Source organism: Curtobacterium sp. MCBD17_040, from assembly GCF_003234805.2.
Lineage (GTDB): Bacteria > Actinomycetota > Actinomycetes > Actinomycetales > Microbacteriaceae > Curtobacterium.
The window spans coordinates 3,061,671-3,082,293 of sequence record NZ_CP126273.1; the positions used below are offsets into that span (position 1 = coordinate 3,061,671).

Annotated in this window: 21 protein-coding genes; 9 read left to right on the forward strand and 12 right to left on the reverse strand. The window is 74.9% G+C overall.

Going from position 1 to position 20,623, the window contains the following annotated elements; translation table 11 throughout:
• Positions 1-89 precede the first annotated feature (89 nt).
• From DEI94_RS14335 to DEI94_RS14365, 7 genes are all read left to right on the forward strand, one after another.
• Positions 90-794, forward strand: a complete 705-nt coding sequence (locus tag DEI94_RS14335; protein ID WP_258377938.1) for a phosphonatase-like hydrolase — start codon at positions 90-92, stop codon at positions 792-794.
• 155 nt (positions 795-949) lie between these two features.
• Positions 950-1,390: an Asp23/Gls24 family envelope stress response protein gene (locus DEI94_RS14340; protein WP_111010698.1), complete on the forward strand. Its 441-nt coding sequence runs from the start codon at positions 950-952 to the stop codon at positions 1,388-1,390.
• 2 nt (positions 1,391-1,392) lie between these two features.
• Positions 1,393-1,584: a hypothetical protein gene (locus DEI94_RS14345; RefSeq protein WP_111010714.1), complete on the forward strand. Its 192-nt coding sequence runs from the start codon at positions 1,393-1,395 to the stop codon at positions 1,582-1,584.
• Positions 1,581-1,970: a hypothetical protein gene (locus tag DEI94_RS14350; protein WP_111025747.1), complete on the forward strand. Its 390-nt coding sequence runs from the start codon at positions 1,581-1,583 to the stop codon at positions 1,968-1,970. The genes DEI94_RS14345 and DEI94_RS14350 overlap by 4 nt, the downstream gene beginning before the upstream one ends.
• A complete protein-coding gene (locus tag DEI94_RS14355; protein ID WP_111025748.1) occupies positions 1,967-2,545 on the forward strand; it encodes a DUF6286 domain-containing protein in 579 nt (192 codons plus the stop codon). Before DEI94_RS14350 ends, DEI94_RS14355 begins: the two co-directional genes overlap by 4 nt.
• Positions 2,542-3,168, forward strand: coding sequence for a hypothetical protein (locus tag DEI94_RS14360; protein WP_111025749.1), 627 nt, complete (start codon positions 2,542-2,544; stop codon positions 3,166-3,168). The genes DEI94_RS14355 and DEI94_RS14360 overlap by 4 nt, the downstream gene beginning before the upstream one ends.
• A 19-nt stretch (positions 3,169-3,187) precedes the next feature.
• Positions 3,188-3,319, forward strand: coding sequence for a hypothetical protein (locus DEI94_RS14365; RefSeq protein ID WP_258370121.1), 132 nt, complete (start codon positions 3,188-3,190; stop codon positions 3,317-3,319).
• A gap of 21 nt (positions 3,320-3,340) precedes the next feature.
• On the opposite strand, the gene DEI94_RS14370 is transcribed toward DEI94_RS14365, so the two are convergent.
• From DEI94_RS14370 to DEI94_RS14380, 3 genes are read right to left on the reverse strand one after another with little or no spacing between them, the layout of a single operon-like run.
• Positions 3,341-3,655 (reverse strand): hypothetical protein, encoded by a 315-nt coding sequence (locus DEI94_RS14370; RefSeq protein ID WP_111025750.1) that lies wholly within the window; start codon positions 3,653-3,655, stop codon positions 3,341-3,343.
• Positions 3,652-4,275: an Asp23/Gls24 family envelope stress response protein gene (locus tag DEI94_RS14375; protein WP_146244429.1), complete on the reverse strand. Its 624-nt coding sequence runs from the start codon at positions 4,273-4,275 to the stop codon at positions 3,652-3,654. Before DEI94_RS14375 ends, DEI94_RS14370 begins: the two co-directional genes overlap by 4 nt.
• Entirely contained in the window at positions 4,272-4,856 is a 585-nt protein-coding gene (locus DEI94_RS14380) for an RNA polymerase sigma factor (protein WP_111010693.1), read from the reverse strand. The genes DEI94_RS14375 and DEI94_RS14380 overlap by 4 nt, the downstream gene beginning before the upstream one ends.
• A gap of 130 nt (positions 4,857-4,986) precedes the next feature.
• Between DEI94_RS14380 and DEI94_RS14385 the strand changes: the two genes are divergently transcribed.
• Positions 4,987-5,748: a histidine phosphatase family protein gene (locus DEI94_RS14385; protein WP_111025752.1), complete on the forward strand. Its 762-nt coding sequence runs from the start codon at positions 4,987-4,989 to the stop codon at positions 5,746-5,748.
• On the forward strand, positions 5,735-6,613 hold the full coding sequence (locus tag DEI94_RS14390) for an NAD(P)H-hydrate dehydratase (protein WP_111025753.1): 879 nt from the start codon (positions 5,735-5,737) through the stop codon (positions 6,611-6,613). The genes DEI94_RS14385 and DEI94_RS14390 overlap by 14 nt, the downstream gene beginning before the upstream one ends.
• Here DEI94_RS14390 and DEI94_RS14395 read toward each other — a convergent pair.
• From DEI94_RS14395 to DEI94_RS14435, 9 genes are all read right to left on the reverse strand, one after another.
• Positions 6,573-7,820 carry a PqqD family protein gene (locus tag DEI94_RS14395; protein WP_111025754.1) on the reverse strand — a complete coding sequence of 416 codons (1,248 nt, stop codon included), beginning with the start codon at positions 7,818-7,820 and terminating at the stop codon, positions 6,573-6,575. The genes DEI94_RS14390 and DEI94_RS14395 overlap by 41 nt on opposite strands.
• Complete coding sequence (locus tag DEI94_RS14400; RefSeq protein ID WP_146249414.1) at positions 7,817-11,275, reverse strand: acyltransferase family protein; 3,459 nt, start codon at positions 11,273-11,275, stop codon at positions 7,817-7,819. Before DEI94_RS14400 ends, DEI94_RS14395 begins: the two co-directional genes overlap by 4 nt.
• 1,615 nt (positions 11,276-12,890) lie before the next feature.
• Positions 12,891-13,802, reverse strand: coding sequence for a nucleotidyltransferase family protein (locus tag DEI94_RS14405; protein WP_111025756.1), 912 nt, complete (start codon positions 13,800-13,802; stop codon positions 12,891-12,893).
• The gene (locus DEI94_RS14410) at positions 13,799-15,484 is read right to left on the reverse strand and encodes a tyrosine-protein kinase domain-containing protein (RefSeq protein WP_111025757.1); all 1,686 of its coding nucleotides are present in this window, start codon (positions 15,482-15,484) and stop codon (positions 13,799-13,801) included. The genes DEI94_RS14405 and DEI94_RS14410 overlap by 4 nt, the downstream gene beginning before the upstream one ends.
• Before the next feature lie 141 nt (positions 15,485-15,625).
• Positions 15,626-16,678 (reverse strand): glycosyltransferase family 2 protein, encoded by a 1,053-nt coding sequence (locus DEI94_RS14415; protein WP_111025758.1) that lies wholly within the window; start codon positions 16,676-16,678, stop codon positions 15,626-15,628.
• The gene (locus tag DEI94_RS14420; RefSeq protein ID WP_111025759.1) at positions 16,675-17,469 is read right to left on the reverse strand and encodes a WecB/TagA/CpsF family glycosyltransferase; all 795 of its coding nucleotides are present in this window, start codon (positions 17,467-17,469) and stop codon (positions 16,675-16,677) included. The genes DEI94_RS14415 and DEI94_RS14420 overlap by 4 nt, the downstream gene beginning before the upstream one ends.
• Positions 17,469-18,935, reverse strand: coding sequence for a sugar transferase (locus DEI94_RS14425; RefSeq protein WP_181436065.1), 1,467 nt, complete (start codon positions 18,933-18,935; stop codon positions 17,469-17,471). Before DEI94_RS14425 ends, DEI94_RS14420 begins: the two co-directional genes overlap by 1 nt.
• A gap of 1 nt (position 18,936) precedes the next feature.
• On the reverse strand, positions 18,937-19,932 hold the full coding sequence (locus tag DEI94_RS14430; protein ID WP_284183714.1) for an LCP family protein: 996 nt from the start codon (positions 19,930-19,932) through the stop codon (positions 18,937-18,939).
• A complete protein-coding gene (locus tag DEI94_RS14435) occupies positions 19,925-20,548 on the reverse strand; it encodes an arsenate reductase/protein-tyrosine-phosphatase family protein (RefSeq protein WP_111025762.1) in 624 nt (207 codons plus the stop codon). Before DEI94_RS14435 ends, DEI94_RS14430 begins: the two co-directional genes overlap by 8 nt.
• Between the last annotated feature and the right edge of the window lie 75 nt (positions 20,549-20,623).

Sequence of the window (20,623 nt, forward strand, 5' to 3'; positions counted from 1 at the left end):
CACCGACGGTTCATCCCGGCCCTGGCGCGTTCGACTGCCGTTCACGGGCGCGACGACGCCGCGTCGCACCGCTCCCCTACGCTCTGCCCGTGATCAGCGCAGTGGTGTTCGACATGGCCGGGACGACGATCGACGACCGGGGCGCGGTGTACCGAGCCCTGCGATCCGCCGTGGAGGACGCCGGCGCGCCCGTCGCGGACGCGGACCTGCAACGGTGGATGGGCACCGACAAGGAGGAGGCGATCACGGCCCTCCTCGAGCTCGGGGGCGTGCAGCCGACGCCGTCGATCGTGTCCGCGACCTTCCGCGCCTTCCGCGCGACCCTCGACGACCTGTACCGCGCCGACCCGCCCGTACCGATGGCCGGCGTCGAGGCCGCGCTGGCGGACCTCCGGGCGCGGGGCGTCCGGGTCGCGCTCACCACGGGGTTCGACGAACCCGTCGTGGGGTCGCTCCTCGCCTCGCTCGGCTGGACCGTCGGCCGGGGCCCGGCACACACCGTCGACGCGGTCGTGACGACGTCCGACGTCCGGGCCGGCCGCCCTGCGCCGTACATGATCCACCACGCCATGGAGCTGCTCGGCGTGGAGGACGTGCACCAGGTCCTGGCCGCCGGCGACACCGTCGTCGACGTCCGCGCTGCGCGGAACGCGGGCGTGGTCGCCGTCGGCGTGTGCACCGGCGCCCTGTCCCGCGCGGAGCTCGAGGCCGAACCCCACGACCACGTGCTCGACGGCGTCGCGGACGTGCCCGCACTGCTCGCCGGCCGGGAGGCCCGGGTCGGCGTCGCCTGAACGCCCCGGTCCCGCGGTGGTCCGGACCGACGACGTCCCCCGATCCGTGAGCGATCTCCCAGCCCTCCCGACGTGACGATCGGCCCGGTCGACACGACTCCCCTGCAGCACCACGGAGTGCGGGTCCGTCCGGACCCACGACAGGGAGGAACACCATGGCCACCACTGCGAGCGCCACCACACCCGCCACGGCCGCGACGGCCACCACGCTGAGCTCGACCGGCACCGGCACGGTCGGCGGCAAGACCGACATCGACAACGCGGTCGTCGCGAAGATCGCCGGCATCGCGGCCCGTGAGGTCCCGGGCGTCTTCGCGCTCGGCGGCGGCGCGGCCCGTGCCATCGGCGCGATCCGCGGCCTGGCGAACAACACCGACCTCAGCCAGGGCATCAGCGTCCAGGTCGGCGAGACCCAGGTCGCGGCCGACGTCGTCATCGTCGCGGAGTACCCGACCGACCTGCAGGCCGTCGCCGACGGTGTCCGCACCGCCGTGGCCGGGGCCATCGAGGACTACGTCGGGCTCCAGGTCACCGAGGTGAACGTCAAGGTCACCGACGTGCACATCCCGACGGCCGACGACGAGCAGCAGGCGTGACGATGACCGCAACGCGTTTCGGCATCCTCGTCGCGGCGACACTCGCGATCGTGTGGATCTGGGCCGGGTTCTGGCCCTTCATCGGTGTCGCGGCCGCGATGGCCATCGGTGCCGTCGTCGGGCGGATCACCGAGGGCAAGCTCGACGTCCGTGCCCTGAGCGACGCCGTCCGCGGGAAGCGGTCGTCCTCGTGACGACCGCCACCGCCACGGCCGCGGCGGGTCGGACCTCGACCGGGGTCCGACCCGACCGCACCGAGACACCGGGACGCACCCGGGTCACCGCGCGCGCCCTGTCCCGGGTCGTCGCCGCGCTGACGGCGGAGGAGCTCGACGTGGACGCCGATCACGTCCACGTGGACCTCGAGGACCGAGAGGGCGCCCTCGCCGCGATCCTGCGGACGCCGATCGGCGTCCGCGGGCTCGACGCCGACGACGATGCCCCGAGCCTCGTCGAGCGCTGCTCCGCCGCGCAGCGCACGCTGCGCGACCGTGTCCCCGCGCTGACCGGCCGGCACCTCGCGCAGGTCACGCTCCATCTGACGGGCGCGGTCATCCGCGCAGAACGGCGGGTCCGATGAGCACCGACCACCTGCTCCGACGGGTCGCCCGCCGCGAGACGCACTCGTCCAAGGCCGTCCCCGCCGTCGTCACGGCCGTGCTGGTCATCCTGGCCTGCGCGTACGCCGGCACGGAGGTCGTCCTGGCGATGCTCGGGATGCGGCCGCTGCTCGCCGCTCCGGGTGACATGGGCGCCGCCCTCGTCGCCGTGAGCACGGTGGCCGCCGCCTGGCTCATCGTCGGCGGCGTGGTGGTGGCCCTCATCGGGGTCCTCCTCGTCGTCGTCGCGCTCCGGGCCTCCCGGCGTCCGCGACGCACGCTCCACTCCGACCGCACCGTCGTGGTCGTCGACGACCGCGTGATCGCCTCGGCGCTCGCGCGCCGCGCCGCCGACGCCGCGGGCGTCGACCCCGACGCGACCCTCGTCACCGTCGGGCGCCGGACCGCCGAGGTCCGACTCACGCCCACGAGCGGTCTGCCGGTCGACCGGGAGGCCGTGGTCACCGCCGTCGACGACGAGATCGCCCGCTCCGACGCGCGTCCGCCCCTCCGGTCACGCACCACCATCGAACGCACCGGGAAGGTGGGCGCATGAACGCCACGAACCGCGCGGCCAACCGGCTGTTCCTCCTCGTCGTCGGCATCGTGCTCGTCGCGATCGGGCTCGTCGGGGTCCTGCTCGGCGCGGTCCCGGCCGTCATGCACGCCTGGAGCGGTGACGCACCCAGGGTCCGGCGGGGTCTGGACCAGGCGTTCGCCGCGACGACGATCCCCGGCACCCGCGCCGACTGGATCGGGATCGCGGTGCTCGTCGCCCTCGCAGTGGTCGTCGCGCTGCTCGTCGTGTTCATCGTCCGTCAGGGCGGCGGCCACACGTCGGTGCTGCTCGAGACCCGCGGCGAAGCGGTGGCATCCGGGCAGGAGGGCGACCGGATCGTCATCGACACCGCGGTCGCTCGCGACCTGCTCGGCGACGCGCTGTCCGGACGCCCGGAACTCGTCACGAGTAGCGTCACCACGTACCGGGTCCGACGCACTCCGGTGCTGCGGATCGCGGCGACGTGCCGGCGCGGGGTCGCCCCGACCGACGCGCAGGCCGTCATCGAGTCGGCACTCCGTCGGCTCGACCGTGCGGTCGGCCACGAGGTCCCCGCGCTCATCGAACTCACCGGCGGCTTCCGCGCACGCATGGCCGCCGCGACCACACGGGTCGACTGACCCGAGGAACGAGGCCCCCGTGTTCGCATTGCTCCGGTACCTGCCGGTCATCGTCGGGATCGTCCGCCACGCGCGGCGCGACCCCCAGGTCCAGCGGGCGCTGGCGAAGGCGAAGCAGCGTCGCGCTGCGGCGTCCCGACGCCGCCGCTGACCCGCCCTGCGGGTCGTCCGTTCACCCGATCCGGCCGACCCGCACGACGATCACGGGGACCGCGAGTCCGACGTGCGTCAGATGCTCCATGACCGCGTCGTGGACCGCGTGGACGACCTCGACGGTCGGCCGGATCCCGTCGACGGCGATCGTCATGGTCACTCCGTCGCGGCCGACCTCGACCGGTGCGTCCGTGGCCCCCGCGCCCACCAGTCGACGTGCACCGGCCGCCGCCGCACGGACGACGCCGCGACGGTAGACCTGCTCGACGCCGGGCACCGCACCCACCAGGGTCGCGAGTTCGGCTTCGAGGTCCGGTCGTCCGCTGCCGGTCATCGGTCCGCCTCCTGGCCGTCCCGAGGGACGTGGACGTCGCGCACGACGACGTCGATCCCGGCCACCCGCAGTTCGGTGTGCGCGGCGAGTTCCCGGGCGACCGCCCGGCGCAGGGCCGTCACGGCCGTGCGGACCGACCGCCCCCAGACGAGCGACGCGGTGACGCTGACGGTCACGGGAGCGTCGAGTTCGGTGACGTCGCCCACCAGGGAGCAGCGCCCGACGACCAACCCGTCCACCCCGTCCGCGGCGCGACGGACGAGCGCACGGATCGCACCCTCGGTGAGCGCAGCGTGTTCGGTGGGTGCCGTGGGCGCGAGCGGCACGTCACGACCGGCCTGGGCCTCTGTCGTGATGGCGGCGATCACGTTCCCGACCCACGAGTCGTCCCGGTCGGACGCGACCCGACCCTCCTCCTCGAGGAGCGCGGTCGACACCGCGCGGAGCCGCGCGATCGCCGCGAGCGCGTTCTGGCACGCGGGCGAGTCGTCGATGGCCGGATCCGGCGGCTCCATGCCGCGGTCGAGGTAGTCGACGAGCTCGTCCACGCTGTGGCCGTCGAGCTGGTCCGGCTCGAGCGCCAGGACGGCGGGGTCGTCGGGCGGCGCTGCATCGGTCATCGCCACGCCTCCATCCGGCTCATCATGGTCCTCCGTGCCCGCGAGAGTAGCCCTCGGACGGTCGACACCGGGACGCCCAGGTCCTCCGCGATCTCCTCGTACGACTCGCCCACGACCTCCTTGAGGAGCCAGCACCGCTGCTGCCGTTCCGGCAGGTCGGCGAGCACCGCGGCCATCGCCTCGGTCGCCGACCGCGCCTCGACGATCCGGTGGGGGGTCGCGTGCTCCTCGGCCGCGACGTCGTCGTCGAGCTCGCCGTGCGGTCGGGAGGCCCGGTGCCGGTCCGCCGCGCGGCGTGCGACGACCCGGAGCAGCCAGGCGCGGATCGCGGACGGGTCCGTCATCGTGGGCAGTTGCCGCCAGGCGGCGACGAAGGCGTCCTGCACGACGTCGTCCACCTCGTCCGTCCGGCCGAGCGCGCGGAATGCGACCGCCCGGAGGAGCGGACCGTGCCGACGGACCAGGACCTCGAACGCGCGGACGTCCCCGTCACCCGCACGTTCGGCGAGGAGTCCGTCGTCGACGTCCTCGAGGACCACCGGGCGGGTCACGGGTGCGACGGGATCGAGGGCGTCGGCCATGCACACCCGCTTCCGGTGGTGAGGGGGAAGACGGACCGGTGCCGCGCCTCCCGGCCGATGCTGCCACCCGTCCGGCGGGTTGTCCGGGCGCCGGGAACCCCGGCGGACGTCGCGGCCTACGGTGGGACGCATGGACGTCACGGAGCTCTGGTTGGTACGGCACGGCGAGTCGACGGCGAACGTCGCGGCGGCGGAGGCCGAGCGGGCCGGGCAGGACCGCATCGTCGTGGACCACCGGGACGCCGACGTGCCGCTCAGCCCGCTCGGCGAGCGGCAGGCACGGGCGCTCGGGGCGGGGCTGACCGACCGGCAGGTCGACAGCGTTCCGTTCGCCGTCTGGGTGTCGTCGTACCACCGCGCGCAGGAGACGATCCGGATCGCCCTCGACACCGCCGAGGTGCCCGCGGTCCTGCAGGTGGACGAACGACTCCGCGACCGCGAGCTCGGCGTGCTCGACCTGCTCACGAGCACCGGCGTGCGCCACCTGTTCCCGGACGAGGCGGAGCGGCGACGCTGGCTCGGCAAGTACTACCACCGGCCCGCGGGCGGCGAGTCCTGGGTGGACGTGATGCTCCGACTCCGCTCCGTCCTGCACGACGTCGACGCGCAGCACGACGTGCAGCGCCTCGTCCTGGCCGCCCACGACGCGGTCGTCATGCTCACGGTCGCGATCTGCACGGGGATGGACGAGGCCGCCCTCCTCGACTTCGCCCGGACCCACACCGTCGCGAACGCGTCGCTCACGCGCCTGACCAGGGACCGCGTCGGCGCCCCCTGGCGGCTCGACGAGTTCTCCGCCGTCGACCACCTCGACGACCTGGACACGCCCGTCACCGAGCACGAGGGCTCCATCCCCAACCGCGGAAGCGAGGACGCCCATGCCGGCCACTGACCATTCGAAGATCGTCACCCCGAACGTCCTGCGCGACTGGCCGCTGCCCGCTCCGGGCGGCTCGAAGTACGGCCGCGGCCAGGTGGTCGTCGTCGGCGGGGCCGCGCGCACGCCCGGCGCCGCCATGCTCTCCGCGCTCGCCGCGCTCCGCGTCGGGGCCGGGAGGCTCACCCTCGCCATCGCGGAGTCGGTCGCACCCCACGTCGCCGTCGCCATCCCGGAGTCCGGGGTGGTCCCGCTCGTCGAGGACGACGACGGCCACGTGCGCGGCGACGCGCTCGACGGCGCGGGCGACGACCTGTCCGCCGCGGACGCCGTGCTGCTCGGGCCGGGACTCGACGAGCCGGACGGGACCCGGGAACTCGTGCGGCGCCTCCCGGGCCTGGTCGGCGACGACACCGTGGTCGTGCTCGACGCGTTCGCGCTCGGGGTCGCCCCGTCGGTCGCCGAGGACCTCGCGCCGCTCCGGGGACGGCTCGTCATGACCCCGAACACGTCGGAGGCCGGGCGCCTGCTCGGCCGCGACGTCGACAAGGACGACCTGACCTCCGACCTCGCCGAGATCGCCGATCGGTTCGGCGCCGTCGTCTCCTGCCAGAGCGTCATCGCCGAACCGGGAGGCACGACCTGGGCCATGGGGACCGGCACCGGTGGTCTCGGCACGAGCGGGAGCGGGGACGTACTGTCCGGCGCGATCGCGGGCCTCGCGGCACGGGGGGCCACCCCCGTCCAGGCGGCCGTGTGGGCGACCCACGTGCACGCGGCGGCCGGGGACCGACTCGCCGTGCAGGTCGGTCCGATGGGCTACCTGGCGAGCGAACTCGTCACGGAGCTGCCGCGGGTGCTCGTGGAGCACGGGGCGTAGCCGGACCGGTCTCCACGAGCCCGGACGCCCGGAGTTCCTCGACGACACGCGCGACGAGGAGCGACGGGTCCGCGCCCTCGGGGGTGCCGAACCGTTCGACCGCGTGCCGCACCAGCGCGTCCAGGGACCGGGGCCGGGCGAGCGCGGTCCACACCGCGGCGCCGACGGCCTGCAGGACGTGGAGTCGGTCCGCGTGCAGGACGAGCACGTCGTCCCCGTCGCCGACCCAGTCCGTGACGGCGGCGCGGCGGACGGACGCCCCGGGATCGGCGAGTCCGGATGATGACGCCTCGGTGACCGCACGGACCGCCCCGAGCGTGGCCGCCGGACGCCCCGACACGCCGGCGAGGACGCCACCGACGACCGGCGCGAGGTCCCGGGCCTCCGCGTACCGGAGCACCCGCAGGCCGCCGGTCGCGTCGACGAGGCGCCGCAGCCGCGCCAGCGGACGTCCGCGGCGGGACAGGTAGCTGATCTGCCCGAAGAGCGGCTCGACGACCTCGGTGACGCGCACGGGTTCGAGCAGCGCCGACGGCAGGGACGGATCGCGATCGAGCAGCAGCACGGCGGCGAGCCAGGGCGCCGGTCCCGCCGACCGGACGAGACCGGCGACGTCCGGCGCGACCTGCGCCTTCGGCGATCCGGCCCGCACCACCGACAACGGCTTGGGGTACGGCACGACCGTCCCGTCGTCCTGCACGCCGAGCGTCTCGTCCGTGACGTACGCGAAGGTGCGCCCGAGTACCTGCGCGGCCGTCGTCTTGCCGCTGCCGGAGCGTCCGACGAGCGCCACCGTCGCGCCGGTCACGGGATCACACACCGCGGCGGCGTGCAGCAGCAGGAGGTCCGCGGCACGGGCGTCGATCGCGTGCAGGGTGAGCGCCCGCGCCAGCCGGTCACGGAGCGTGTCCACGTCCGCGGCCCGGACGACGATCGATCCGGGCCCGTCCGGGGCCCCGGAGGTGCCGTCCGGGACCGCGGCGGCACCGGGGGCGGGCGCCGGTGCCGCGAGCACGGCGTGCACCGTCGTCGACGTCGCCGACGCGCGGTGCGGGGTCCGGCACCAGGACCAGTCCGCGAGGACGCGATCGCGGCCGTCCTCGTCGAGTCCGTGCAGGCGGAGCGCCACCCGGGCGCCGAGGACGTCGAGGACGATCGGCTCGTCGACGGTCGCGACGCTGAGCGCCCCGAGGGTGGGCCCGGTCACCGCCGGTCTCCCGCCCCGGCGAGCGCGCGGTACGCGGACAGCACGGGGCCGAACACCTGCTCGGGTCGGGCGGCGGTGTCGAGATGTCGGGCCGCCGCCGCGAGGGTGTGGTGGATCTCGGCTGGGTCGTCGATCGCGGCGAGCACCCGATGGGCGACGGTCTCGTCGTCGGCGTCATCGGGCACCACGACCGCGCGGCCGTCGTCGAGGACCCCGGGGGACCCGACCGCGGCGGTCGCGACCACGGGCCGACGGCGGGCGAAGGCCTCGAGCACGACGAGCGGCAGGCCCTCCCAAGCCGAGGTCATGAGGAGCACGTCGGATGCGTCCAGGGCCGCCGTGACGTCGTCGACCGCACCCGGGAACGCGACCGGTGCGCCGAGCACCTGCGCCAGCCACACCACGTCGTCGCGGAGCGGACCGGTGCCGAGCCACGTCGCCCGGACCGGACGGTGCCGGGCCAGGGCCGCGACCACCCGGACGAAGCGGCGGGGGTCCTTCTGCTCGGTGAGGCGACCGACGCCGAGGACCCGGAGCGGGGCGTGGACGTCCCAGGGACGCACCGGCGCGTCCACCAGCGCGGAGGGCACGTTGCCGACGAACGTGACGCGGTCCGCCGGCGTGCCGAGGTCGAGCACCATCCGGCGGACCTGCTCGCTGACGGCGAAGACCCGTTCGCTCCGGAACGAGAGGTGCCGCATCCGTGCGCGGGGCAGACAGGTGTGCGCGTGCTCGACCACGTGCGCGCCGGTGCCGGCCACCGCGATCCGCGCGAGCAGCGCGCCCCGGCGTTGGTGGGCGTGCACGACGTCCGGTCGGACGGACGCCACCGCGCGGCGGATGCCGAGCAGTTCGGCGAGCGGGCCGGCGCCCGTCACGACGTGGACGTCGGCGCCCGGCGGAACGCGGTCGACCAGGGGCCCCGGACGACCGACGAAGGCGCTCTCGACGCCGCGCCGTCCCGTCCAGGCGGCCAGGTCGAGCGCGACGCGCTGCGCGCCGCCCGCGGTGAAGGCGTCGAGGACGTGGAGCACGCGGAGCCGCCGGTCAGCGTCCGGGCCGTGGTGTGCGCCGGGGTCAGTGCCCGGGTCGGCGACGCGTGGGAGCAGCCGGTGGGGAGCCGTGCCGGTGGTGGTCATGGCGGGACGGTACGACCGACGGAGTGCGCCACCGTGGCCGGACCCGACGTCGGTCGCCCGCGGGTCCCTGGCGTTCACCCCGGGCGTCGCGTTCCCGGGCTCCGCATCCCGCGTGTCGTCACCCGGGGCAGGCGTGGACGCTCCGGCGGTCGTGGCCGTCGGTGAGGGCGACGACGACGCGGGGGTCTCGAGGACGCCCGCGTGCTCGAGCGCAGCGCGGATGACGGGTGTGAGGTGTTCGACGTACGCCGCGGTGGGGTGCGCCTGGTCCTTCTTGACGAGCAGGTTCCCGACGAACGCCGGGCATGCGCCGTCGTCGTCGCAGAACCACGGGCGCGTGTCGACGAACGACCCGTGCAGCGCCTTCATCAGGACGATCTGGTCCGAGGCCATGGACAACCATGAGGATGCCGACACCGAGCTCACGCAGGCGCTCGGGCCGGCGAAGTTGCTGTAGCAGTCCTCGATGTCCTTGTCGGGCGGCGGCGGGGCGAGCACGACGACGTGGTCCGCAGCGGGGAGGATCTGCTCCAACTCCGCGCGGAACGCCTCGTTCCAGGCGGCCGCGCTCGTCGTCGAGCCCGTGCTGCGGTCGGCTCCGCGGACGACCGTGTTCGCGACGACGACGAGGTCCGGCTCGGTGTCCCGGACGACCTGGACCTCCTTCGCCCGTCGGTCGGCGCAGATGGCGGTCTGCTTCGCGACGTTGCCGACCTCGCGGTCGATGAACGGGCAGGCGTACATCGACGTGATCCGGAGCGACCAGTCCCCCGTCCCGAGGATCGCGGCGAGTGCCGGGACGTAGGCCTGGGCGATGGAGTCCCCCACGAGCACGGCGTGGTGCGGCGCAGCGGGGTCGCCGAACGTGCAGTCGGCGGCCGGGAGCCAAGCGGCCGAGCCGCAGCGCGCCGTGTTGCCGGGCAGGGTCTCGTCGGCGGCACGGGACACCGAGGGCGTCAGGTCGGCCGGCCAGGACCGGGCCCGCAGTGCGGCGGTGATCGCGCGGCTGAGCGCGGCCTGCGCACCGGACGACCCGCCGGACGCGGTGCCGGACGATCCGCCGTCGGCCGCAGCCGCGCCCGCACCGTCCGTGCGGACGTCGACCGCACCCTGGGCGCCGTTCAGGGTCACGGCGCTGAGCACCACGGCACCGGTGATCGCGATCGCCGTCGCAGACCAGACGAGCCGGGAGGGCCGCCGCCGTCGCCGGGACGCCGCCCGGTCGGCGAGCCACGCGCTCCGGAGCACCGGCCGCTCGACCAGGTGGTACCCGAGCACCGACATCACGGCGGTGAGCGCGAGCACGCCCGCGACCCACCGGACGTCCGGCCGGTCCTCGCCGAGCACGAACAGCAGGTACGGCCCGAACACGACGACGACGGGGAAGTGCCAGAGGTAGATCGAGTACGACAGGTCGCCGAGGGACCCGGACACCCGATCGGTGAGCGGTGCCCACCGCCGACGGTCCCGCCCGATCCCGGCGGCGAGGACCGCGACGGCACCGAGCACGGGCAGGACGGCGCCGGGCATCGGGAATCCCCGGTCCGCGTCGGTGAGGGCGAGCGCGGTCGCGATCGCGGCGAGTCCGGCCCACGCCAGGACGTGCCGGACGGCCGTCGGCAGGTGCTCGAGTGCGGGCGCGACGACCGCGAGACCCGCCCCGAGGAGCAGCTCCCACGCCCGGGAGGGCGTCGAGAAGTAGGCGACCGTGGGGGACCCTGCCGTCTCGTACGCCGACCAGGCGACCGACGCGGCGCCGAGCACCGCGACCGCCACGGCCGCCGGCACCGCGGTCCGACCGGTGCGGACGCCCGGTCGCCGACGCGCGGCGAGGGTCAGCACGCCGAGGAGCACCCACGGCCACACGAGGTAGAACTGCTCCTCGACCGACAGGGACCAGAAGTGCTGCAGCGGCGAGGTCGGCCCGTCTGCCTGGAAGTAGTCGGTCCCCGTGGCGGCGAAGTGCCAGTTCGCGACGAGGACGGCCGCCGCGAGTGCGTCCCACCGCACCGCGTCCCACCGTGCCGGACCGAGGACCAGGGCCGTCGCGGCGGCGGTCACGGCGAGCACGAGGACCGCCGCCGGCAGGATGCGCCGGATGCGGTGTCGGGTGAAGCCGACGATCGAGATCGTCCCGGTCCGTCCGTGCTCACGCAGGAGCAACCCGGTGATGAGGAACCCGCTGATCACGAAGAAGACGTCGACCCCGACGAAGCCGCCGCGCGGTGCGTGGAGGGTGTGGTCCGCCACGACGGCGAGCACCGCGACCGCCCGGAGTCCCTGGACGTCGCGTCGCTTCCCTGGTCGATCCGTCACCGCGTCCCCGTCCCTCGTCCCGGGCGACCCCGCTGCCGGTCGCACCCCGCCGATGATCGGTCCCCGCGCCCGGTCCCGAGGGGCACGGCCACGGCCGCCCGGGACTCCGCCGGTCCCGGTTCGCCTCCGCGGTCACCCGCCCCCGGGGCGGACTCACCCGGCGGCGCGCCGCGTCACCCGGTGCGCCGCCTCGGTGCCACCCGCGGCGTGCCGGTGAGTGCCCGGACCATGCCGGCGGCGGGAGGGTGACCGCGGCGGTGATCCGGGCCTCCCGGACGGCCGCTGGCCCTCGGGAGGGCGCGAGTGCGGCGCTCCCGGGGCGATAGGAAACGGTGTGCCACCCGTCACCGTCCTCGCCCTGGCCGCGTCCGCCGGGCTCCTGGTCGTCGTCGCGTTCCTCGTGCTCGTGCCGGCGGCCACCGTGCGCGCCTGGGCACTCGTGCTCACGCTCGCGGTCACGGCCGTGGTTGGCAACAACAGTGCGCCGCGCACCGTCTGGGTGCCGGCCTTCGCGCTCTGCGCGGTCGTCCTGCTCGTCGCCGTCGCCCGGGTCGGGGCGGTGTCGGACCTGACCGCGCCGCGCTTCCTCGTCCCGACCGCCCTCTGGGTGTGGATCGGCGTCGGCGCCCTCCTCGCGGGGTCGTACTCGACCTCGCGTCTCACGGTGTACTTCGGCACCGCCGTGGTGGTCGCCCTCGTCACGGCGCACCTCGACGCCCGCGGCCTCCGCATCGTCCTCATCGCCGTGCTCGTCATCGCCGCCGTCGAGGTCGCGTGGACCGCCGTCGACCTGGTCACGGGTGCCACGCCCATCTGGGGTCAGCGTGGTGGGGTCTCCCGCCCGAACCCCCTGACGGGTGACGTGTGGGAACGCGGCCAGGGGTCGATGGGGCAGCCGATCGTGTTCGGGACGTTCGAGGCGATCGCGGTCGTGGTGGCGTGGAGCAACCGCATCGGCATGTCCGGCGCCGTCCGGGGCGTCGCGCTCCTCGTCGCCGCGGTCGGCGTGTTCCTCTCCGGTACCCGCAGCGCGGTCCTCTGCGCCGTCCTCGGGGTCCTCCTGCACGCGGTCCACCGACGCGGGATCGGCCGGTGGGCCAGGAACGTGGTCCTCACGGCGATCGTCGGGGGCATCGTGGCCGTGCTCGACTTCGGGATCTCCACGGTCACGACCGAGCTCCTGTCCTCCGGCTCCTGGATCCACCGCTCGACCTCGATCGCCGCGGTCCCCCGGTTGCTCGCCCGTCCCCTGGCCGAGTCGCTCTGGGGCACCGGGTTCGGCAGCGAGACCCGGCTGTTCGCCGACCACCTCATCGAGACGACGTACGGGCTGCAGGTGGTGGACGACCTCCCGGTGTACCTGCTCGGCACCACCGGCGTCGCCGGCCTGGCCGTGTTCCTCGCCGTGGTCGTCGTCGTGGCCGTCCGGGCGGACGCGCAGGGCCGGGCCCTCGTCCTGCTCTGGTTCGGGATGGGGTTCTCGTTCGACCTCCTCGTGTGGTTGCAGGCCGGGATCCTCCTGACGTTCACGTTCGCGTTGCCCCGCCTCGACCGTGCCGACGGGCCGGGCGGAGGCGGCCTGGAGACGGTGCCCGAGCAGGCCGGCGCCGGACCGTCAGCCGCGGTCCCGCGCGCGTCGGGCCTCTCGGGCCGCGGACGGCAGGAACCGCACGCCACGCCACAGTCGGCGGGCGTAGGCCGCGAGCAGGCCGAAGTGGTCGAGCCCTCCGAGTCCCCGTTTCTCCAGCGTCTCCCGTGGTGGGAGCAGGGCGACCCGGACCACGCGGAGTCGCTCGCGCCACGGCGCCTCGACGAGCGCGAGCAGCCGCCGCGCGTGGGGTGACGACGCGGCCGTCAGCAGGCGCCACCGCAGGTCGGGCACACCCCCGTCGTCGAGCTCGATGCCGAACGCGTCGGTGAGGAACGGCCGCGCCGCGGGCACCGCGCCGAGCGCGCGGGCCGCGTCGAGGACGGTCGGCGCGAGCAGGGCCGGGTTCCCGTCGCCGGCCGTCCGCTCGACGAGGTGCGCGTACTCCTCCGCGTGACGGGGGACGGTGATGCTCCGGAGGCAGTGCAGCGCCTGCACGAGGACCGCCTCGGGCAGGTCCGGGACCGGGACGGACGCCCCGGCGACGACGAGCGTGCACCGGGTCCTCCAGAGCCGGGCGAACACCGCGTCGGTGTCCGTCCCGAAGCCCGGGAACCGGTCGTGCACGTCCAGGTCGCAGCTCCACCCGCTGCGGAACAGGGTGACGGAGTGGCGGCTGAACGTCACGTCGTCGGCGTCCGCGGGCCGTCGGCGCCACCCACGGCGCTCGAGCTCGGCGGTCATCACCGGAACGCCGCGCGGTGGCACGAGGACGTCGACGTCCGCCGGGACCCGGTGTCGGTCCTGGAGGCCGTGGTACTGAGCGCCGAGGCCCTTGAGGACCAGGAACGGGACACCGGCGACGGCCGCGGCGTCCGCCACGACGGCGTGCGCCAGCTCGACGGTGGCACGCGCGTCCAGCCGTGCTGCGGCCCTCACGGCCGGGTGTCGTCGGTTCCACCGACCGCCGCCGCCCGCCGCCGGCTCCGGCGCGAGGGGAGCTCGAGGGACGGGTCGTACGGGGACACCACGGGCGAGCGTGGGACCGAGGCGTCCCGGTCGGGCAGGGAGGGCGTGAGCCGGGACCCGCCGGACGGGCGGGCCCCGCGGGCTGCGCGCGCTTCCGCGTCGCCGTCCGTGCCGTGTTCCGCGCCGCCGTCCGTGCCGGGAGCGGGCTCCGACCCGTCGTCGTCCCCCGCGTAGTACGCGCCGCCGTAGTAGCCGTAGTCGCGCGCGTCCTGCCCGCGCGTCGGGACCCGGTTGAGCACCGCACCCAGCACGGTCCCCCCACCCCGGGCCACGAGCTGCAGCGCCCGTCCGAGCTGGTCGATCGTGGTGCCCTGCGCCGAGACCGTCACCACGAGGCCGTCCGCACCGGCCGCGAGCACGACGGCGTCGGTGACGGCGAGGATCGGCGGCGCGTCGAGGACCACCGTCGCGTGTTCCCCGAGCGAGGCGAGGATGTCCCGGAACATCCGCGACCCGAGCAGCTCGCTCGGGTTCGGTGGAACGCGGCCGGACCCGACGATCCACAGGTTGCCGACGTCGTCGGTCTGTTGCATGACGTCGGCGAGGTCCGCGCGTCCGGACAGCACGTCGGTGAGGCCCGCGCCCCGGGCCACGCCGAAGACCGCCGACAGCACGGGTCGCCGGAGATCGCAGTCGATGAGCACGACCCGCCCGGTGGACGTCACGGCGAGGGACCGGGCGAGGTTCGCCGCGATCGTCGACTTGCCGTCGCCCGGGAGCGGACTCGTGACGACGAGGACCTTCGGGCGCTCGTCGACGTGGACGTAGGACAGGTTCGTGCGCAGCTCGCGGAGGGCCTCGGACGTCGCGAAGTTGACCCGTCGCTCCTCGGGCGTGCGGTTCGGCAGGGCGTCGACGAGTTGCCGGTGGTCGGTCAGGGCTGGATTGAGCGGGATGGTCCCGAGCACGGGGACACCGAACGCGGCCTCGATCGCGGCGGCCGAGCGGATGCGCCGGTCGAGGGCCTGCCGCACGAGGACGTACACCGACGCCAGGAGCAGGCCGACGAGCACCCCGAGCGTCACCGCCGCGCGCACGTCCGGCGACGAGGGCGACGTCGGGACGGTGGCGGAGGCCAACGGGACGAGCTTCGTCGTGGCCGAGGCGAGTGCCTCCCCCGACGACTGGATCGCGGCGATCTGCCGCCCCATGCCCGCGATCCACGCGTCCGCGAGGTCGGCGGACTCGCGCGGGGTCGCGCCGCTCGCGGTGACGTCGATGATCGCCGTGCCCTCCGGCAGGCGGGTCTGCACGCGGCCGAGCAGCTCCTGCGGTGATGCACTGGTGCCGGTCGCCCGGACCACCCGTTTCGCGACCGCCAGCGAACCACCGAGCTCGACGTACGTCTCGGCCTGGGACTTCGACAACTGGTCGGCGGCGTAGTCGAGGTTGGCGTCGCCGTTGCCCGCGACCCGCACGAAACCGGAGGCCCCGGACGTGTACACCCGCGGTTGCGTGAGCGTCCACGCACCGGCCGCGGCGACGCAGGCCAGGACGATGAGCACCGCGCCGAACCAGTACGTCCGGAACATGCGCACGTAGTCGGCCAGGGTCCGGGAGGTCCGCTCGTCGGGACGTGCGTCGGGAGCCATGCGTGGTCCTCCGGGTCGTGGTCGGGGCGGGATCAGGGCAGTCTCCGTCCCGGCGTGGGTGGTCCGCCCGGGCGCACGCACGTTCCCGCCGATCGCCGGGCGGTGGGATCCCCCACGGCCTCACCCGCCACGGACACGGCCTCACCCGCCGGGTCGTCCGGCCACCCGGGCGTCGTGCACCGCGAAGAGCAGGGGCAGCACGCCGACCACCAGGAGCGGTGCGACGCGGACCGCCCACATGAGGAGCCACACCGAGGTCGACCGCAGACGGACGCCACCGAGCCGACGACCGTGCAGGGCTCGTCGGGCGCGCCGCACCCCGGCGCGCCGGACCGACCAGGGCGCGTGCTGGCGCCCCGGCGTGACGACCAGCCCGCGGCACCGGAACCAGCACGTGAACCAGGTCAGGAGCTCCTCGCGGCGTGCCGGGTCGGCGAGCGCCGGTGCGTCGACCGGCGCCACGGAGTCCGCGGCCGCGACGACGGCGGCGTGGGCGGCCTCCAGGGCGTCGAGCGCGGGCGTCCTGGACCGCGAGACCGAGCCGGGACGGTGGACCCAGTGGTAGAGCACGTCCGGGACGAACCGGACCCGTCGCGCGGCGGCGAGCACCGGGGCGAGACCCGCGACGTCGCTCTGCGACGGCAGGTGCGGGAAGGGCGCGTTCCCGAGGACCGAGCGGCGGACGAGCTTCGACCACAGGAAGCCGTCGATGGTGCCCTCGAGCAGCATGACGAGCGCCTCGGGACCGGTCGCGACGCGCGGCACGGGGACACCGTCGACGATCCGGCCGGGGCGGAGCGGGTCGGTGCGGAAGTCGGCCCGACACACGACGACGTCGACGTCGTCGGTCGCCGCGTCGAGGAGCCGCGTCGGTGCTCCGGGCTCCCACCGGTCGTCGTGGTCGACGAACCACACCCACGTACCGCGGGCGAGCCGGACCGCGCGGTTGCGGCTCGCGGCCACCCCGGAGTTCGTCGCGTTCTCGAGCACCTGCACGTCGGGGCGGTCGACCGCCCACCGACGGAGGCGCTCGGCGGTGCCGTCACCGGACCCGTCGTCGACCAGGACGAGCTCGACGCCCGCGGTGAGGAGGGCCGCGGCTCGGTCGAGGAACCCGTCGAGCAACCGACCGGGCCGGAACAGCGCGGCGACGACGGTCACGTCGGGCACGGCGTCCGTGGGCCGAGCGCTCATGCCCGGTCCGGTCGACGCTCGCGTGCAGCCAGGAGCGACCGCGCGACCACGAGCAGGAACGCCGGGCCCCGGACCAGGTAGCGGTGAGCGAGGCGGCGCGGTTCCTGCAGCAGCCGCCACGACCACTCCAGACCGAGGCGCTGGACGAGCACGGGTGCACGGCGCCGGGCGCCTGCGGCGAAGTCGACCGCCGCGCCGGCGCCGACGTAGACCGCGTCGGGCAGTGCGTCCTCCCACCGGAGGAACCACGCCTCCTGCTTCGGCGACCCGAGGCAGAGGAAGACGACGTCGGGGCGGATCGCCCGGAGCCGCTCGACGACCATGCCGCCGTCCTCGCCGCCCGTGAGGTCCGGGAACGGCACGTCCTGGATGTCCGCGCCGGGGTGCTGCGTCCGGAGTCGCTCCGCCGCGCGGACGGCCGTGCCCGGTGCTCCACCGGTGACGACGATCCGCCACCCCCGCTCGGCGGAGGCCGCGCTGCACGCGACGAGGAGGTCCGCCCCGGTGACCCGACGCACGGTGTGGTCGCCGAGCAGTCGCGCCAACGCGACGATCGGGAGGCCGTCGACCGTCCGGAGGTCCGCCCGCGCGTGCGCACGGCGCGCCGCCTCGTCGTTCCGCAGCACGAGTACCTGGTCGACGTTCGGCGTCGTCACGAGCGTTCGACCGGTACCCCGCCGCCGGTCGACCTCGTCGAGGAGGTCGCGCACGTCCCCCCGGAACAGCGGCTCGTCGGCGAGCAGGACGGCGTCGGGCGCGACCCGGAGGAGCGGTGTGCGTCCCGACGCCATCAGTAGGCTCCCCGTGCGCGGAGGACGGCACCGACCGTCCGGGCCAGGACGACCAGGTCGCCCATGAGGGACCAGTTCTCGACGTACAGGAGGTCGAGGTGGAGGCCGTCCTCCCACGGGAGGTCCGAGCGACCCCCGACCTGCCACGGGCCCGTCAGCCCCGGCTTCGTCAGGAGGCGCCGTCGTGCCCGGTCCCCGTACGTCGCCACCTCGGACGGCAGTGGTGGCCGCGGCCCCACGAGGCTCATGTGACCGAGCAGGACGTTGACGAGCTGTGGGACCTCGTCCACCGACCAGCGCCGGAGGAGGCGGCCGAGCCGGGTCACGCGCGGGTCGTCCCGCATCTTGAACAGCGGTCCGGAGCCGTGTTCGTTCTCGGCGCGGAGGTCGCCCTGCAGTCGGTCCGCGCCCGGCACCATCGTCCGGAACTTGACGATCGTGAACAGCCGTCCGCCCTGGCCGACGCGCTGCTGGGTGAAGAACGCGGGCCCCGGACTGTCGAGTCGTACCGCGAGGGCGACGAGCACGATGAAGGGCGCAGCGAGGACGAGCCCCAGGGCACTCGCCACGACGTCGAACGCCCGCTTCGCCACGTGCGGGAGGCCGGACCGCGGGGGCGGTTCGACGGCGATCAGGGCGTGCCCGGCGAGCGTGACCGTCTGGAGGCGCTGCGTCGCGACCGGTCCGACCTGCGGCGCCACGAGCAGCTGGACACCGTCGGCCTCGAGGGCCCAGGAGAGCTCGCGCGCGAACTCGTCGCCGTGCCCGCCGACGACGAGCACCGCGTCCGGGCCGAGCTCGTCGACGAGCTGCTCGACGCGCGCGTGCAGCGCCTCGGGTCCGGCGCGGCGCGCACTCGCCCCGACGGGGCCGTCGGTGACCAACGTCCGGACGACGCGGAGCCCGGCACCCGGGTCGCGGTCGACCAGGTCACGGACGGCCGCCACCGAGTCGGACGGACCGATGACGAGCGTCGAGCGGCACATCCGGCCGCGCTCGCGCACACGACGGACCCACGCGCGCCAGGCCACCCGGTCGGCGACGAGCGCGACGAGGCCGAGCGGGACGGCCACGAGCAGGTACCCCCGCGAGATCTCCGTCTGCGTGATCGCGGAGGACACGGCGAGCACGAGCACGACGACGACCGTGGTGCGGGTGAGGTCGCGGAACGCGCCGGGTGACGACACGAAGCGGTCCTCGGGGGACCGCCCGGCCCGGACGACGAGGAGGAGGACGAACCACAGCCCCGACAGGAGCACCGAGAACTCGGTGTAGTCGAGCCCGACGAACCCGATCTGCACGCCGTTCCCGTCGAACCCGAACCGGAGGAACTGCGATCCGAGGGTCGCGGCGAGCAGACTCACGGCCTCGGTGGCGGCCATCGTCCGGGTCGGGAGCGGTGTCGCGGTGCCGGGCCGCGCCTCCCGGTGTCCGCCGACCGCGGCCGTCGCGATCGTGTGCGCCACGTCACCGCTCCTCGGTGTGGTGGTGGTCGACCCAGTCGCCGAGGGTGTCATGCCGCAGGGCGCTGCCGATCTCGGCGACCGCGGTCCGGTCCTGCAGCACGATCGACTGACCGTCCGCGCTCGTCCCGCTGCCGAGCGTCGGCAGCGTGAAGAAGGCCACGTCGTCCGGTCGGACCGATCGGAGTCGCCAGCCGATGCGCGCTGCGCGGGTGAACGTGAGGCCGCGGTCCACCGTCACGGACCGTCCCGTCGCACCGAGGAACGCCCGCACCCGGCCGAGGTCGTGCAGGCCGTCCCGGTCGGCCAGGCGGTCGAGGACACCGCGGAGGAACGACTGCTGGTTCCGGACGCGCTGGTGGTCCGCGTCGGGGAACGCGTACCGTTCGCGCACGAAGGCGAGCGCACGCTGCCCGGCCACGTGGTTGACGCCGGCGGTGAACCGGTAGCCCGGCATGTTGCGGCTCGTGAAGGCCTTGGGTGACACGACGTCGACACCACCGAGCGTCGACGACATGGCCGCGAACCCGGCGAAGTCGACGACCGCGACGTGGTCGATGCGGACGTCGAGGAGCGCCTCCACGGTGCGGATCGTCAGCGGGACCCCGCCGAGGGAGAACGCGGCGTTCACCTTGCCCTCGCCGTGCCCGGGGATCGGCACCCAGAGGTCGCGCATGATCGACATGACCTGGACGTCGTCGCCGTCGGCCGGGAGGTGGACGAGCATGAGCGTGTCCGAGCGCTGCCCGGTCGGACCGCCGCCCGCGATGTCGCCGAGGCGTCCGCGGGTGTCCGAGCCGATGAGCAGCACGTTCTCGGAGGCCCGGGACGCCGCCGGACGCTCCCCTCTCGGGAACGGGTCGGTGTCGAGGGTCCGGACGTCGGACCGGTACCCGGTCTGCACCAGCAGCACGACCGCGGCCGCCGCGACGAGCGGCAGCACGACGAGGATCACGACCGCGAACGACACCCGTCGTAGGACCCGCCGCCGCTCAGCCACGCGTCGCCGCCAGTGCGTCCGCGATCACCGTGACGGCGTCACCGAGTTGTGCCTCGAGTGTCGCGAGACGCGCCGGGTCCGGACCGACCGGGTCGATGAGATCGCGATCGCCGCCCTCCGCCGTCACCGCGGCCCGCAAGGAGCCCGCTCGCTGGAGGAGCCCCGCCGGATCGAGCCCCCGTGCGCGGTGGTGACGCGCGATCGCCGCGAACTCGAGCACGGTGAACGTCCGGTTGAGCAGCGCCGGCACGCGCTCGAGCACGGCGACGGAGTGGGCCTCCTCGGCCGTGAGCACGAGTGTCGCACCCCGGAGCCGGGTCGCCTGGAGCGGTGACGCCCGATGGCCGGACGCGTCCAGCCCCCGGTCGCGCAACATGCGACGGACACCCGGCACCATCGCGCCGCGCTCGAGCACCCGCACCCCGCAGCTCGAGACCGCGAAGCGCCCGGGGGCCCGGGCGTCGAGCTCGGCCTGCAGCAGACGCTCGACGAGTGGGGAGCGCGCGAGGTTCGCCGCGCACACCACGACGACACGCGTCCGCCCGTCGCTCGGCCCGGGCGGCGCGGCACGCTCCCACGGCGACGGCCGTGTGCATGTGGACGGCGGTGTGGTCATCGCGACGATCCCCTCCTCGATCGGGTCGGTCGCGGTGACCGTACGGTCACGACGCGGCTCGATCAGGGGCGTGCG

Bases quoted from the DNA above. Each gene is read 5' to 3' on its own strand.
- DEI94_RS14355 (WP_111025748.1), top strand. From the start codon at position 1,967: ATGAGCACCGACCACCTGCTCCGACGGGTCGCCCGCCGCGAGACGCAC.
- DEI94_RS14340 (WP_111010698.1), top strand. From the start codon at position 950: ATGGCCACCACTGCGAGCGCCACCACACCCGCCACGGCCGCGACGGCC.
- DEI94_RS14390 (WP_111025753.1), top strand. From the start codon at position 5,735: ATGCCGGCCACTGACCATTCGAAGATCGTCACCCCGAACGTCCTGCGC.
- DEI94_RS14420 (WP_111025759.1), bottom strand. From the start codon at position 17,469: ATGGCGTCGGGACGCACACCGCTCCTCCGGGTCGCGCCCGACGCCGTC.
- DEI94_RS14435 (WP_111025762.1), bottom strand. From the start codon at position 20,548: ATGACCACACCGCCGTCCACATGCACACGGCCGTCGCCGTGGGAGCGT.
- DEI94_RS14360 (WP_111025749.1), top strand. From the start codon at position 2,542: ATGAACGCCACGAACCGCGCGGCCAACCGGCTGTTCCTCCTCGTCGTC.
- DEI94_RS14370 (WP_111025750.1), bottom strand. From the start codon at position 3,655: ATGACCGGCAGCGGACGACCGGACCTCGAAGCCGAACTCGCGACCCTG.
- DEI94_RS14410 (WP_111025757.1), bottom strand. From the start codon at position 15,484: ATGGCTCCCGACGCACGTCCCGACGAGCGGACCTCCCGGACCCTGGCC.
- DEI94_RS14345 (WP_111010714.1), top strand. From the start codon at position 1,393: ATGACCGCAACGCGTTTCGGCATCCTCGTCGCGGCGACACTCGCGATC.
- DEI94_RS14375 (WP_146244429.1), bottom strand. From the start codon at position 4,275: ATGACCGATGCAGCGCCGCCCGACGACCCCGCCGTCCTGGCGCTCGAG.
- DEI94_RS14385 (WP_111025752.1), top strand. From the start codon at position 4,987: ATGGACGTCACGGAGCTCTGGTTGGTACGGCACGGCGAGTCGACGGCG.
- DEI94_RS14380 (WP_111010693.1), bottom strand. From the start codon at position 4,856: ATGGCCGACGCCCTCGATCCCGTCGCACCCGTGACCCGCCCGGTGGTC.
- DEI94_RS14415 (WP_111025758.1), bottom strand. From the start codon at position 16,678: ATGAGCGCTCGGCCCACGGACGCCGTGCCCGACGTGACCGTCGTCGCC.